The sequence below is a fragment of the Burkholderia glumae LMG 2196 = ATCC 33617 genome, from assembly GCF_000960995.1.
Taxonomy (GTDB): domain Bacteria; phylum Pseudomonadota; class Gammaproteobacteria; order Burkholderiales; family Burkholderiaceae; genus Burkholderia; species Burkholderia glumae.
On record NZ_CP009435.1, the window covers coordinates 3453925 to 3468124 of the forward strand.

A 14200-nucleotide genomic window follows, 5' to 3' on the forward strand; every position below is an offset into this window, starting at 1 on the left:
GGCGCGAGCGTCCGGCCTGAAAGCTGCCTGCGGCCGGTGCCGCGACAAAGGCCCGACAGGTCCCGGCCGCGGGCCGCCGCGCGCCCGCGCCCCCCTCGCGATCCGCCTCGTCGAGGGCGTGCCGCCGCCATGCTGTCCACGCCTGGCTGCCGGCGGCCCCGAGGCTCACACCAGCACGCGCTCGATCCCGCCGTGGTTGGCGCGCGCCACATAGTCGGCCATCCAGTTCTCGCCCAGCAGGCTGCGCGCGATCTCGACCACGATGTAGTCGGCCTCGATGCCGGCATCCTCGTTGTAGCGCGACAGCCCCTGCAGGCACGACGGGCAGCTCGTCAGGATCTTCACGTCCGCCTGGCCCGCCACGGCCGCGCCGTCACCCGACACCACCGGAATGTTGCGCAGCCGCGCCGCCCCCTTGCGGATCTCCTCCTCCTTGCGGAAGCGGATCTGCGTCGACACGTCCGGCCGCGTGACCGCCAGCGTGCCCGACTCCCCGCAGCAGCGGTCGTTCTTGGCGATCCGGTAGCCGTCCCGCTCCGCGCCCATCAGCTCGTTGACCAGCTTGACCGGGTCCATTGTCTTGATCGGCGTGTGGCACGGGTCGTGGTACATGTAGCGCGTGCCCGTCACCCCCTCCAGTTTCATCCCCTTCTCGAGCAGGAACTCGTGGATGTCGATGATCCGGCAGCCCGGGAAGATCTTGTCGAATTCATAGCCGGCCAGCTGGTCGTAGCAGGTGCCGCACGACACCACCACCGTCTTGATGTCGAGATAATTCAGCGTGTTCGCCACGCGGTGGAACAGCACCCGGTTGTCGGTGACGATCTGCTCGGCCTTGTCGTACTGCCCCGAGCCGCGCTGCGGATACCCGCAGCAGAGGTAGCCCGGCGGCAGCACCGTCTGCACCCCGGCCTCCCACAGCATCGCCTGCGTGGCCAGACCGACCTGCGAGAACAGCCGCTCCGAGCCGCAGCCCGGAAAGTAGAACACCGCCTCCGAATCGACCGAGGTGGTCTTCGGGTTGCGGATGATCGGCACGATCTTGTTGTCCTCGATGTCCAGCAGCGCCCGCGCCGTCTTCTTCGGCAGGTTGCCCGGCATCTTCTTGTTCACGAAGTGGATCACCTGCTCGACCACCGGCGCCTTGCCGGTGGTCGCCGGCGGCCGCGCCGTCTGCTTCCTGGCCAGCGTCTTCAGCAGGTCGTTGGCCAGGCGCTGCGCCTTGTAGCCCACGCCCATCATCACGCTGCGCGCGGCGTTGATGGTCCGCGCATTGGTGGCGTTCAGGAAGAACATGCCCGCCGCCTGGCCCGGATTGAACTTCTTCTTGCCCATCTTGCGCAGCAGGTTGCGCATGTTCATCGTCACGTCGCCGAAGTCGATCTTGACCGGGCACGGCGTGGCGCACTTGTGGCAGACCGTGCAGTGATCGGCCACGTCGTTGAACTCGTCCCAGTGCTGGATCGACACGCCGCGCCGCGTCTGCTCCTCGTACAGGAACGCCTCGACCAGCAGCGAGGTCGCCAGTATCTTGTTGCGCGGGCTGTACAGCAGGTTCGCGCGCGGCACGTGCGTCGCGCAGACCGGCTTGCACTTGCCGCAGCGCAGGCAGTCCTTGACCGACTCGGCGATCGCGCCGATGTCGGACTGCTGCATGATCAGCGACTCGTAGCCCATCAGCCCGAAGCTCGGCGTATAGGCGTTGCGCAGGTCCGCCCCCTCCATCAGCTTGCCCTGGTTGAAGCGGCCGTGCGGATCGACGCGATGCTTGTACTCGCGGAATTCGCGCAGCTCCTCCTCGGTCAGGAATTCGAGCTTGGTGATGCCGATGCCGTGCTCGCCCGAGATCACGCCGTCGAGCGAGCGCGCGATCCGCATGATGCGCGCCACCGCGACGTGCGCGTCCTGCAGCATCTCGTAGTTGTCGGAATTGACCGGAATATTGGTGTGGACGTTGCCGTCGCCCGCGTGCATGTGCAGCGCCACGAACACGCGCCCGCGCAGCACCCGCTTGTGGATCGCCTGCGCCTCGTCGAGGATCGGCTTGAACGCCCCGCCGTTGAAGATCGCGCGCAGCTCCGCGCGCAGCTCCTGCTTCCACGACACGCGGATCGTGCGGTCCTGCATGATGTGGAATACCGTCGCCTCGGGCTGCGCGTCGGCGCGCGCGGCGAAGCCCGCCGCGAGCTTCCCGTGGCCGAGCTGCACGAGGTAGTGCTGCGCCTCGCGCAGCGGCATGTCGAGCCGCTCGCGCAGGAATTCCCAGCGCGCGCGCACCTGGCGCAGCAGTTCCAGCGCGTGCTGGACGCGGTCCTCGAGCAGTTCGGCGCTGGGGATCTCGTTGGCGTCGTCGCTCTTGCCAAGCGGCAGGTCCCCGGTGCGGAAGAACGCCTCGAGCGCCTCGAGCAGCTGCAGCTTGTTCTTGATCGACAGCTCGATGTTGATGCGCTCGATCGCGTCGGTGTACTCGCCCATCCGGTTCAGCGGGATCACGACGTCTTCGTTGATCTTGAACGCGTTGGTGTGCTTGGCGATCGCCGCGGTGCGGCTGCGGTCGAGCCAGAAGCGCTTGCGCGCCTCGGCGCTGACCGCCACGAAGCCCTCGCCGCTCTTGCCGTTGGCCATCCGGATCACCTCCGAGGTGGCCGCGGCCACCGCGTCGGCGTCGTCGCCGACGATGTCGCCGATCAGCACCATCTTCGGGAACGCATTGCGCTTGCTCTTGGTGGCATAGCCGACCGCGCGCAGGTAGCGCTCGTCCAGATGCTCCAGGCCGGCGAGGATCGCGCCGCCCTGCTTCGAGGTCTCGAACAGGTAGTCCTTGATCTCGACGATGCTCGGGATCGCCTCGCGCGCCTGGCCGAAGAATTCGAGGCAGACGGTGCGCGTGTGCGCGGGCATCTTGTGCAAGATCCAGCGCGCCGAGGTGATGAGCCCGTCGCAGCCCTCCTTCTGCACGCCCGGCAGGCCCGCCAGGAACTTGTCGGTGACGTCCTTGCCGAGCCCTTCCTTGCGAAAGCGCCGGCCCTCGATCTCGAGCATCTCGCTCTTGATCAGCTTCTCGCCCGGCGCGTGGGCGCCGTCGAACCATTTCAGCTCGAAGCGCGCGAGCGCGACGTCGTGGATCTTGCCCTGATTGTGCTCCTGGCGCGTGACCTCGAGCCAGTTGCCGTCCGGATCGACCATCCGCCACCAGGCCAGGTTGTCGAGCGCGGTGCCCCACAGCACGGCCTTCTTGCCGCCCGCGTTCATCGCCACGTTGCCGCCGATGCACGACGCGTCGAGCGAGGTCGGATCGACCGCGAACACGTAGCCGGCCGCCTCGGCCGCCTCGGTCACGCGGCGCGTGACGACGCCCGCGCCGGAGAAGATGGTCGGCACCTTGTGCGCGACGCCGGGCAGCTCGGTCAGCTCGACCGCGCCGAGCTGCTCGAGCTTCTCGGTGTTGATCACGGCCGAGAACGGCGTGAGCGGCACCGCGCCGCCCGTGTAGCCGGTGCCGCCGCCGCGCGGGATCACGGTCAGGCCCAGCTCGATGCAGGCTTTCACGAGCGCGGCGATCTCCGCCTCGGTGTCGGGCGTGAGGATCACGAACGGGTATTCGACGCGCCAGTCGGTGGCGTCGGTCACGTGCGAGACGCGCGCCAGCCCGTCGAAGCGGATGTTGTCCTTCTGCGTGCAGCGGCCGAGCGCCTTGGTGGCGCGGCGGCGCAGCTCGGCCATCTGCTCGAACTCGCGCGCGAACGCGTCGACCGCGCCGCGCGCGGCCACCGTCAGCAGCGCCACGCGCGAGGCGCGGTCGTGGCCCGCGTCGTCGTCGTGCGTGCTGAGGTCGGCCTGGCGCCGCTTGTCGATCTCGGCGAGCCGGTGGTTCAGCGCGTCCACCAGCATCTGGCGCCGCTTCGGGTTGTCGAGCAGGTCGTCCTGCAGGTACGGGTTGCGACGCACCACCCAGATGTCGCCGAGCACTTCGTACAGCATGCGGATCGCCCGGCTCGCGCGATGTTCGCCGCGCAATACATCGAACAGGTGCCAGGCCCGCTCGTCCAGCAGACGAAGGACGATCTCGCGATCGGCAAACGAGGTGTAGTTATACGGTATGTCGCGCGACGGCCGGTGTACTCCGTCGAAATCCCAGACGCGATCGAGCAGGTAGGACAGGGGTTGTCGGGCGTTCATGGGGATCGACGAAACAAGAGGTTACGCAACCGGACACAAGATGATCTGTAGAAGTTCAGACTTGATCTGACAGTAAGGCCTTGCCAAGAGGCGGGGTTACCCGTTTTGATAGAGGTGCGAATCTTCATCAAAACAGCGCGCAAGCGCCAAGGAGTAACCCCGTGAGTAGTCTCAACCAAAATGTCATCCGCCACAAGATCGGTCTGCTGAATCTGGCCGCCGAGCTGGGCAACGTGTCGAAAGCCTGCAAGGTGATGGGGCTGTCGCGCGATACGTTCTACCGCTATCAGAACGCCGTGGCCGAGGGCGGCGTCGATGCCCTGTTCGACAGCAATCGGCGCAAGCCGAATCCCAAGAATCGAGTCGATGAAGCGACGGAAATCGCCGTGCTGGCCTATGCCATCGAGCAGCCCGCCCACGGGCAGGTTCGGGTCAGCAACGAATTACGCCGGCGCGGCATTTTCGTGTCTGCATCCGGCGTTCGTTCGATCTGGCTGCGTCACGCGTTGTCGTCCTTCAAGCTGAGGCTCGTGGCGCTGGAGAAGCAGGTCGCTGAAAAAGGCATCGTGCTGAGCGAGGACCAGGTGGCCGCGCTGGAAAGAAAGCAGGACGACGATGTGGCTCATGGCGAAATCGAAACCGCTCATCCCGGCTATCTGGGCTCGCAGGACACGTTCTACGTGGGCACGATCAAGGGCGTAGGCCGGATTTACCAGCAGACCTTCGTCGACACCTACAGCAAAGTGGCGATGGCCAAGCTGTACACGACCAAGACGCCGATCACGGCGGCCGATCTGCTCAATGACCGGGTGTTGCCGTTCTTCGAGGAGCACGGCATGGGTGTGATCCGCATGCTGACCGATCGAGGCACGGAGTATTGCGGCAAGCCGGAATCGCACGATTATCAGCTGTACCTGGCGCTGAACGACATCGAGCACACCAAAACCAAGGCGCGACATCCGCAGACCAATGGCATCTGCGAGCGGTTCCATAAAACCATCCTGCAGGAGTTTTATCAGGTCGCGTTCCGCCACAAGCTCTATCTGACGCTGGCGGAACTGCAGGTCGATCTCGATACTTGGCTGATGTACTACAACGGCGAGCGAACGCATCAAGGTAAGATGTGTTGTGGTCGCACGCCTTTGCAGACGCTCATCGCGGGCAAGGAGGTGTGGAAGGAGAAAGTGAGCCACCTGAATCTGATCTGACAGTCACGCACCGTCGGAACGGGTAACTGTCAGATCGGGTCGCGACTTCTACAGATGATCGCGAGGCAATCTTCAACCTTCAGGCCGAGACGACATGTTCGAAACCGCATCGGACTAGCCCACCACGACCGCGTGGATCACATCGAATGCGCGCTTCGCGATCACGGCCGTCAGCACGCCGATCAGCGGCGGCGCAAGCACGCCGGTCACGCCGAGCAGCACGCGGCCCGGCACCGGCAGCCCGGGCCGCTTCCACGCGATGTAGAGCGCAGCGGGCGGCATGAACAGGATCGACAGAACATAGGCCTTGTACGTCAACCCATGGCGCGCCACGAACGCTCCAATCTTTTCCTTGAACGACATATCTCGACTCTCCTAGATCAGGCCCAGACGGCTGACTTTCGCCACCGCCTGCGCGCGGTTGGTGACACGCAGCTTTTCGTATACGTTGGTCAGATGAAACTTGACCGTGCGCTCCGACATGCACAGGATTCGCCCGATTTCCCAAGCAGTCTTGCCTTCGACGACCCACTTGACGACTTCGGACTCCTTCCTGGTGAATTGAAACCCCTCGCCGTCGGCGCTTCCCACACCATCCGTCTCGGCCGCGGGCATTCGCGCCTCGCCATGGCTGCGATCCGGGATCTTCTGCGTCAGCGCCGCATGCAGATGCATGGCGATGAAACTCAGGATCAGGGCCGAGTGCAGCGACTCGTCCTCGCATTTCAGCTGCAGCACCGTGCGGATCGCGGCGGGGTCGCCAGACGAGGCACCGATGCAGGCCACGATGCCCTGCCCGCGCATGTACGATGCGACATCGGCCTCCGACGCATGCAGCGACGACCTGTCGGTATCGAGATCGCGCCAGCGATACGTGTGATCCTGCTGGTCGGACAAGGCAAAGCAATCGAGGTATCGGTCGATGTCGAGCGTGGACCCGAACAGCGTCACGCCCCGCCGGGCGTCCGCGAGATTGACGAGCGTCCCGTAGCGATAAATCAGCCCGTGCGGCCGCGTATCGCCACGGCCCTCGTGCAGGATCAGGCACCTGTCGAACGGAATCACCTTCCTGATCTTTTCAGCCAGTTGATCGAAACCTTCCGTCAAGCCGTTGGGGCGAAGAATATCGCCGATAACGCGAGCAAAAGTCACTTGACGACCCCCTAACAAAAATGCGTGACATGTGAGCAACGGCAGGCGCAGCAGCCCGTCTCAGGCTTGCCGAGCACGCGACGACAGCCGCGAGCCGGCAAGTGGCGGTGATTTCCTGCTTCCCGCCACACTTCGGCACTCAATGCAGCGGACAGCGGCGCCCCGAAACATGCTTCTCATCTCGTCGACTGTCCTCATATATTTAGGGATCAATCGAATTCGCGAAAAACCAGGCCTCCATTCAAAAATGAATTTTTGAATGATTAAAATATTAATTATTTATGCATGAGTGATTTTAGAATGACCTCATGCCATCAGCCGACACGGCACGATGCTTCATCGATGCACGTCATATCGACTTCACATTCCACTTTTCTTCCTACGATTGTTTAGATGTGCGGCCGATTGGATTTCATTCGTGGATGTGGTAACGGTTCTAAAGTTGCGCAAGTATATCCGAATCCTCACCGCAAACAACATCATTCCGCAGAAATATGTAATGTTTCTTTCGATTGAATTACGTCGAGAATTTTCACGAAATACGCACCCATCGTCGTCAAACATACCGCTACCTCTGCTTTTCTCGACTTCTCCGGTTGCCTCATCGGACGTCTCGGCTGCCATGAATCGGGTTGGCAGGCCAAAAATCTTTCATTTCTTTCAGTGTTGCCAAAGTCGAGATTGTTCAGCTTTTTGCAAAATAACCGCGCCGAACAATCTGGCGGATTATTTAATCTATTCCTTGGAATCTTGGGAGCTTCGCGCGCAGAAGATTTCGAGCGTGAAACGCGCCATGCGGATTGCCGGCTGCAGGCATATTGGCGCGTCAGCGACGTCTCCCCGCCCCCGCGTAACACAATGCTTCAGCGTTCCATTGCAGAGGCAGGAGATTGGGCATGAAGAAACGATTCACCGAAGAGCAGACCGATGGTTTCCCGCACGAGGCGGGGGCGGGCTTACCGATCAAGGAACGCTACGGTCAGCGTGAATCGTCCCAAGGCGCGCTGGATTTCCGGGCACGGCGCATCATCACGCTTGGCTCGGGCGCAGCGCTGCGATGGTTCACCCGAGCCGAGCAACATGGCGCCAGTAACTCGAAGGGACAATCCGCAAGACTTTGCAGATCGACTCGCCTCCGCAGGTGTCGCGATTGTTGATCGATGAAGGCTTCAGGGCTTGAAACGGCGGTCGAGTTCGGCCTGGCTGAACAACGCGCGGACCAGCTTGAGAATCTCGTTGGTCTTGCGCAATTCCTTGTTCTCGCGCTCCAACGCCTTCAGGCGCTCACGCTCGTTGGTGGTCAGGCCGTGGCGTTCGCCGTTATCGATCTCGTCGCGCTTGACCCAATCGTTCAGCGTTTGCGGCGTGCAGTCGATCATCGGCGCAATTGACTCGCCCGGCGCCAACAGCGGCGGATGCTAGCTACGCTGCTCTTGCACCAGGCGGACTGCACGTTCGCGGATTTCAGCAGAAAATTTGCTCAATTTCTTGTGCACGGCTCCGCCCTCTCAAGAGTTGGAGCCTCCCTCAATCTCCGGGGAGATTCACATCGTCCGCCAACGCCTCGTTGAAAAGACGTCAGATTCCCAAAATGCCCGCCGGTGCTCCATGCAGTCCTGCGATGAACCCGTTTTCGTCCGTTCCGGCGTCCCGCGACGCTGGCGCATACGCTAAACAGGCGGCTTTTTCACCGTCATCTCCACGCATCGGAAAGACCTGCCTAGTCGCACAATTTACGCCAAGGAACATTTGCGCCGAGATCATGACTCTTCTGTACGAGCAGCCGCTTGTCGCCCCGCTGACGCCCGAGCAACAGCTTGGGCAGGATATTGCGCTCGTATTACAGACAGTGCTCGGCCACCATCACAAGGGCGAATTCGACGACGCGCTCGCGCTGTATCGCGCCATGCTCGGCGCGAAGCCGCACCACGCCGACGTCATTTACAACCTCGATGTGCTGCTTGGCCAAAGGGATCGCACGGCCGACGCATTGCCGCTTTTCGAGCAGTGCCTCGGACTGCGTCCGCACAACGGTCAATACTGGACCGTCTAGACCAACCGGCACTGTCAATTGAAACCAGCACTCCTGCGAGAATTCCCCCATGGCGACGCCATCCAAATTCGATAACGACACCTTCCCGCTCACGCGGGCACACATGGACGCGTTCGTTCGGCGCACCGCCGACCGGCTCACGGAATGCACCGGCAAACTGCTTGAAGTGGGCCCGCAGGACCGCTCGCTCGTGCGCCAGTGTTTCACGAATTTCAGCGTGGACACATTCGACGTGGTCGGCACCTACAAGCCAACGATCATTGGCGATATCACCAAAGTCAATGCTGCCATCCCGGATAGCGCATACGACGTGGTGGTGTGCATGGACGTGATCGAACACACGCTGAACCCGTTCGACACGATCAAGGAAATCCGCCGCATTCTGAAACATGAAGGCCATCTGATGATTTCCGCGCCGTTGAACTGGCGCATTCACGGCCCTTCGCCGGATTGCTGGCGCATTACCGAACACGGCTGGAACGTGCTGCTGCGTGACTTCGACATCGTGGAGATCGACATTCTGGAGTCGCCGGAGCGTGAGCTCTTTCCGTTGAAATACAACGTGCTCGCGAAGTGCAACAAGTTCAAGAACACACCAGACAACGAACTGACATTCCGTTTCATCTGATCAAGCATATGAAAAATACTTTGGCATCGGTCGAAGCGGCCATCGAACAGATCGATTCGCAGATTTTCAATTTGAACGTTTTCAAAGAGACCGGCGTGTTCGTAATGCGCGACGCGATTCCGCAGTCCGTCGTGCAGGCGTGGCAGGCCGAATGGCAGGCGTTCTACGACACGCAATTGGCCGAGGGGCGCGACGTCAACAAGGCGAATCCGGTTTCCCTGAACGAGCAGTTGCCGCCAAAGCTCGCCTCCATGTACAAGGAGCCGGTTTTTGCCGAGACGTTCAAGCAGATTTTTGGGGATCACGTCGCGCTGTATAACCATCGTTTCGTGATCAAGGACAAATTCAGCCCGAACAAAGTGTTCCTGCATCAGGACAGCTGCTATCACCTCGGTAACCTGAACAAGTGCAGCATGTTCGTGCCGCTAAGCATAGTGAACGCGGATAACGGCGGCATGTCGTTCTACGCGGGTTCGCATAAACTCGGCGTGCTAGGCGATGCGGGCGAGATCAACCCAGACAGCTTTGAGTTCAAGTGGCCCAAGGTCACGCCCGAACTGAATCCGGGCGACTTCGTCATCATGAATAGCGCGTTGTGGCACGAGTCCGGTCCGAACGTGTCCGGCATCGACCGCATCATGGCCGACACCATCGTGCAGCCCGCCGACGATCCCACCGGAAAGGATCTGCTGTGTGGTGAATGGCAGACGGACATTTTCTATTCGCCGGTCAACTACATTCGCTACTTCGTCAATTCGCGCGTCCTGAAACTCATCAAGTACGAGAAAGAGCGCGCCGCCGTCGCCAGTTGATCACGGACGTTGCTGCGCAGCGCAGACACAGTGCTCGTAGCACGCTCGGCGTTCATGGCAATTCTCCCGTCCGGTAGGTGGGATCAGAAGTAGAATTTTCAGCAAAGGGAATTCTACGCAATGAAGAAGCCGAAGTTCACGGATAGCCAGATCATGGAAGCGCTCGAGCGCGCGGAAGCTGGGGTGGCGGTGCCGGAGATTTGTCGGGAGTTGGGCGTTAGCACGGCGACCTTCTACAACTGGCGGAGCAAGTAAGGCGGGATGGACGCGTCGCTGATGGCGCGGATGAAGGAGTTGGAATGTAAAGGGCTTCGGCGGGAACCATAAGCGCGTGTACCCGACTTAGAGGCCAGTTCAAAAACTCCCGAGAGGGGCTGTTTACTTCCTCGGCAAGCTGTTAACCTTGGGCATCAGAACAACGGAAGTCCAAGGATGGAAGCGCCAATCATTGACGACGAACTGTGGATACTGATCGAACCATTGCTGCCACCTGCGAAGCTTCGAGCGAAGAGCGATCCTGGTCGCCCGCGCGTGTCCGACCGTGCGGCTCTCAACGGCATCCTGTTCGTGTTCAAAACGGGAATTCGTTGGAACCACTTGCCGACTCGTCTGGGCTTTGGCTCGGGCGCCACATGCTGGCGGCGATTGAGCGACTGGCAAAAGGCTGGTGTATGGGACCAACTGCACGAGTTGCTACTCGACAAGTTGCGTGCGGCCGGCCAAATCGATCTGTCATACGCTGCGGTCGATTCGTCGTCCGTGCGCGCCGTTGGGGCGGGCGAAAAACTGGCCCGAACCCCACCGATCGCGCGCGACCCGGTTCCAAGCACCACGTCCTCGTAGACGCCAACGGCGTTCCTCTCGTTGCGATCCTGACTGGCGCGAACACCAACGACGTCACGCAGTTGCTGCCGCTCGTTGATGCGATTCCACCCATTCGCGGCGTTCGTGGCCGACCGCTTCAGAAGCCCGGCGTCGTCTACGCCGATCGCGGCTACGATTCCACCCGACATCGTCGCGCGTTGCGCGAACGCGGTATCAAGCCCGTGATCGCCAAGCGCCGGACCGAGCATGGCAGTGGTCTGGGCAAGTATCGTTGGGTGGTCGAACGTACGCATTCCTGGCTCCACAATTTCCGGCGCCTACGCACTCGCTTCGAGCGAAGTGCCTACATTCACGAAGCATTCCTCAAACTTGGCTGCTCGATCATCTGTTGGAACATCTTCAGACGAGCTGAGCAGGGTTTTTGAACTGGCCTCTTAGCGAGAACCGGAGCTGAACCTGCTCATCAAGCCTCGCAAACGGCTTGTGCGACAGGCGCCGGAGCCGCTGATCGTGCCGGCGTCGGTCAATGCGGTGCGGTCGATGGACCTCATGCACGATCAGTTGAAGGATGGCCGCAGTATTCGGCTGTTCAACGTGATCGACGACTTTAACCGCGAAGCGTTGAGCATCGGGATCGACTTCTCGTTGCCCTCGGCGCGTGTCATCCGGGCCCTGGAGCCGATCATCGGCTGGCGGGGCAGCCGCTGGCGATACGGTGCGATAACGGCCCGGAGTATTGGAGTGATGCGATCATGCAGTGGGCTGCCAGACAGGGAATCGCATTGAACTACATCAGCCTGGCCAGCCGCAACAGAACGCCTACGTAGCGCGATTCAACCGGACAGTGCGCTATGAATGGTTATCGCAGTACTACTGGGACGACCTCGCACACGTAAGGCACTTCGCAACCGAATGGATGTGGCAATACAATCACGAGCGTCCGAACATGGGCCTTGGCGGCATGACGCCGAAACAGCGGCTCATGTGTAGAAGTCGCGACCCGATCTGACAGTTACCCGTTCCGACGGTGCGTGACTGTCAGATCAGATTCAGGTGGCTCACTTTCTCCTTCCACACCTCCTTGCCCGCGATGAGCGTTTGCAAAGGCGTGCGACCACAACACATCTTACCTTGAGTAAGCGCGAATTTAAGCGCACCTAGAATTCCCGGATGAATGCGCGCAGGCTTGCGTCCGCAACCACAACTTGCGGACGCAACCTATGACAGAGAACGAAGTTGATTTCTTTCCGCTGCGGGTGACGGGCGTGACCGCCACCGGCAAGCGACGCTTTGATCCAGAGGGTAAGCGCAAGCTGATCGAGGCCTGTATGCAGCCAGGTGCGTCGATTGCCGGACTTGCGCTGAAGGCCGGCGTCAACGCGAACCAACTGCATAAATGGATTCACTTGCGCGAGCGTACGAGCGGGACTGCGCTGACGACAACTCGTAAGCCGGCGCCATCGGCATTCGTACCGGTCGTGACCGTCAACGACGTGATGTCCGTGGCGCAGCGCGCACCCGCGCCTGAATCGCCGAAGAAGAACCACTCGATAAGCTCCGCCGTGCAGGCTCGACTTTCGGCGCAGTTGCCCAATGGCGTGACGCTGCGACTCGAATGCGCAGCGCACGATGCCGCCCTCGTGCGAGCGATGATCGAAGCATTGGGAGTGCGCTAATGTGTAGAAGTCGCGACCCGATCTGACAGTTACCCGTTCCGACGGTGCGTGACTGTCAGATCAGATTCAGGTGGCTCACTTTCTCCTTCCACACCTCCTTGCCCGCGATGAGCGTCTGCAAAGGCGTGCGACCACAACACATCTTACCTTGATGCGTTCGCTCGCCGTTGTAGTACATCAGCCAAGTATCGAGATCGACCTGCAGTTCCGCCAGCGTCAGATAGAGCTTGTGGCGGAACGCGACCTGATAAAACTCCTGCAGGATGGTTTTATGGAACCGCTCGCAGATGCCATTGGTCTGCGGATGTCGCGCCTTGGTTTTGGTGTGCTCGATGTCGTTCAGCGCCAGGTACAGCTGATAATCGTGCGATTCCGGCTTGCCGCAATACTCCGTGCCTCGATCGGTCAGCATGCGGATCACACCCATGCCGTGCTCCTCGAAGAACGGCAACACCCGGTCATTGAGCAGATCGGCCGCCGTGATCGGCGTCTTGGTCGTGTACAGCTTGGCCATCGCCACTTTGCTGTAGGTGTCGACGAAGGTCTGCTGGTAAATCCGGCCTACGCCCTTGATCGTGCCCACGTAGAACGTGTCCTGCGAGCCCAGATAGCCGGGATGAGCGGTTTCGATTTCGCCATGAGCCACATCGTCGTCCTGCTTTCTTTCCAGCGCGGCCACCTGGTCCTCGCTCAGCACGATGCCTTTTTCAGCGACCTGCTTCTCCAGCGCCACGAGCCTCAGCTTGAAGGACGACAACGCGTGACGCAGCCAGATCGAACGAACGCCGGATGCAGACACGAAAATGCCGCGCCGGCGTAATTCGTTGCTGACCCGAACCTGCCCGTGGGCGGGCTGCTCGATGGCATAGGCCAGCACGGCGATTTCCGTCGCTTCATCGACTCGATTCTTGGGATTCGGCTTGCGCCGATTGCTGTCGAACAGGGCATCGACGCCGCCCTCGGCCACGGCGTTCTGATAGCGGTAGAACGTATCGCGCGACAGCCCCATCACCTTGCAGGCTTTCGACACGTTGCCCAGCTCGGCGGCCAGATTCAGCAGACCGATCTTGTGGCGGATGACATTTTGGTTGAGACTACTCACGGGGTTACTCCTTGGCGCTTGCGCGCTGTTTTGATGAAGATTCGCACCTCTATCAAAACGGGTAACCCCGCCTCTTGGCAAGGCCTTACTGTCAGATCAAGTCTGAACTTCTACAGCTAATGTTTCGGCTCGACGCCGAATTGCGGGTCTACTTGCACCGCGATGCGATTGATTTCCGAGCCGGCATCAACAGCCTCGTGATGCTGGTCGAGCAGTCGTTACAGCTCGATCCGTTCGCGCGAGCGATATTCGCGTTCCGCAATCGCAAGCGCAATCGGGTCAAGCTGCTGCTGTATGAGCGCACCGGCTTCTGGCTCATGTTAAAGCGTCTTGAAGCGGACCACTTCGTCTGGCCCCACCGAGAGCAAGCGGTGATCGAGTTGACGACCGAGCAGCTTCACTGGCTGCTCGACGGCATCGATATCGACGCCATGCAGCGACACCCGGCGCGCCGGTATCGTCATGCGAGTTGAAGGCGGCGCCAACTGATGTTGTCGGTAAACAACGCGCGCGACGGTTGTTGCCCATTTCCGTAAACCCACTGGGCGCGCCGCTCCGGTATGGT

10 protein-coding genes, 4 pseudogenes and 1 other annotated feature are annotated in these 14200 nt (G+C 61.0%); of the genes and pseudogenes, 9 read left to right on the plus strand and 5 right to left on the minus strand.

All coding sequences use genetic code 11. The features are described 5' to 3' along the window. Positions 1-165: 165 nt before the first annotated feature. A pseudogene (locus KS03_RS28010) lies at positions 166-4107 on the minus strand (DUF3683 domain-containing protein); the annotation flags it as partial. 233 nt (positions 4108-4340) lie between these two features. Between KS03_RS28010 and KS03_RS28015 the strand changes: the two are divergent. After that, entirely contained in the window at positions 4341-5387 is a 1047-nt protein-coding gene (locus KS03_RS28015) for an IS481 family transposase (protein ID WP_015877383.1), read from the plus strand. 114 nt (positions 5388-5501) lie between these two features. Here the strand turns inward: KS03_RS28015 and KS03_RS28020 are convergent, their stop codons facing one another. From KS03_RS28020 to KS03_RS33020, 3 genes and pseudogenes are all read right to left on the minus strand, one after another. After that, positions 5502-5750, minus strand: coding sequence for a hypothetical protein (locus KS03_RS28020; RefSeq protein WP_017425184.1), 249 nt, complete (start codon positions 5748-5750; stop codon positions 5502-5504). Between the two features lie 12 nt (positions 5751-5762). Further along, the gene (locus KS03_RS28025; protein WP_230674513.1) at positions 5763-6539 is read right to left on the minus strand and encodes a helix-turn-helix transcriptional regulator; all 777 of its coding nucleotides are present in this window, start codon (positions 6537-6539) and stop codon (positions 5763-5765) included. 1001 nt (positions 6540-7540) lie between these two features. Continuing rightward, positions 7541-8035 (minus strand): annotated as a pseudogene (locus KS03_RS33020) (transposase); the annotation flags it as partial. Continuing rightward, positions 7638-7754, minus strand: a sequence feature (AL1L pseudoknot). Its footprint overlaps the pseudogene before it by 117 nt. 266 nt (positions 8036-8301) lie before the next feature. Between KS03_RS33020 and KS03_RS28035 the strand changes: the two are divergent. The 7 genes and pseudogenes from KS03_RS28035 (at position 8302) to tnpA (ending at position 12533) form a co-directional block, all read left to right on the plus strand. Then, entirely contained in the window at positions 8302-8592 is a 291-nt protein-coding gene (locus KS03_RS28035) for a tetratricopeptide repeat protein (protein ID WP_230674514.1), read from the plus strand. 49 nt (positions 8593-8641) lie between these two features. Beyond that, the gene (locus KS03_RS28040) at positions 8642-9220 is read left to right on the plus strand and encodes a class I SAM-dependent methyltransferase (protein WP_015876293.1); all 579 of its coding nucleotides are present in this window, start codon (positions 8642-8644) and stop codon (positions 9218-9220) included. Between the two features lie 8 nt (positions 9221-9228). After that, entirely contained in the window at positions 9229-10032 is an 804-nt protein-coding gene (locus KS03_RS28045; protein ID WP_015876294.1) for a phytanoyl-CoA dioxygenase family protein, read from the plus strand. Positions 10033-10152: 120 nt separating this feature from the next. Beyond that, positions 10153-10347, plus strand: a pseudogene (locus tag KS03_RS28050) (transposase); the annotation flags it as partial. 117 nt (positions 10348-10464) lie between these two features. Continuing rightward, positions 10465-11282, plus strand: a protein-coding gene (locus tag KS03_RS30645) for an IS5-like element ISBugl2 family transposase (RefSeq protein WP_085962362.1) whose coding sequence is annotated in 2 segments (ribosomal slippage) — positions 10465-10813 and positions 10813-11282 — 819 coding nt in all. Because the reading frame shifts where the segments join, the coding sequence is not laid out codon by codon here. Between the two features lie 13 nt (positions 11283-11295). Then, positions 11296-11866 (plus strand): annotated as a pseudogene (locus KS03_RS33025) (integrase core domain-containing protein); the annotation flags it as partial. 211 nt (positions 11867-12077) lie between these two features. Continuing rightward, positions 12078-12533 (plus strand): IS66-like element accessory protein TnpA, encoded by a 456-nt coding sequence (gene tnpA / locus KS03_RS28060; protein ID WP_012732735.1) that lies wholly within the window; start codon positions 12078-12080, stop codon positions 12531-12533. Positions 12534-12588: 55 nt separating this feature from the next. On the opposite strand, the gene KS03_RS28065 is transcribed toward tnpA, so the two are convergent. Beyond that, positions 12589-13635 carry an IS481 family transposase gene (locus tag KS03_RS28065; RefSeq protein WP_015877383.1) on the minus strand — a complete coding sequence of 349 codons (1047 nt, stop codon included), beginning with the start codon at positions 13633-13635 and terminating at the stop codon, positions 12589-12591. Between the two features lie 119 nt (positions 13636-13754). Here KS03_RS28065 and tnpB point away from each other — a divergent pair, with 119 nt between their 5' ends. Then, positions 13755-14108 carry an IS66 family insertion sequence element accessory protein TnpB gene (gene tnpB / locus KS03_RS28070; RefSeq protein WP_012732734.1) on the plus strand — a complete coding sequence of 118 codons (354 nt, stop codon included), beginning with the start codon at positions 13755-13757 and terminating at the stop codon, positions 14106-14108. The last annotated feature ends 92 nt before the right edge of the window (positions 14109-14200 follow it).

Coding starts and splice junctions, on each gene's coding strand:
- KS03_RS28020 (WP_017425184.1), bottom strand. CDS start 5,750: ATGTCGTTCAAGGAAAAGATTGGAGCGTTCGTGGCGCGCCATGGGTTG.
- KS03_RS28035 (WP_230674514.1), top strand. CDS start 8,302: ATGACTCTTCTGTACGAGCAGCCGCTTGTCGCCCCGCTGACGCCCGAG.
- KS03_RS28040 (WP_015876293.1), top strand. CDS start 8,642: ATGGCGACGCCATCCAAATTCGATAACGACACCTTCCCGCTCACGCGG.
- KS03_RS28045 (WP_015876294.1), top strand. CDS start 9,229: ATGAAAAATACTTTGGCATCGGTCGAAGCGGCCATCGAACAGATCGAT.
- tnpA (WP_012732735.1), top strand. CDS start 12,078: ATGACAGAGAACGAAGTTGATTTCTTTCCGCTGCGGGTGACGGGCGTG.
- tnpB (WP_012732734.1), top strand. CDS start 13,755: ATGTTTCGGCTCGACGCCGAATTGCGGGTCTACTTGCACCGCGATGCG.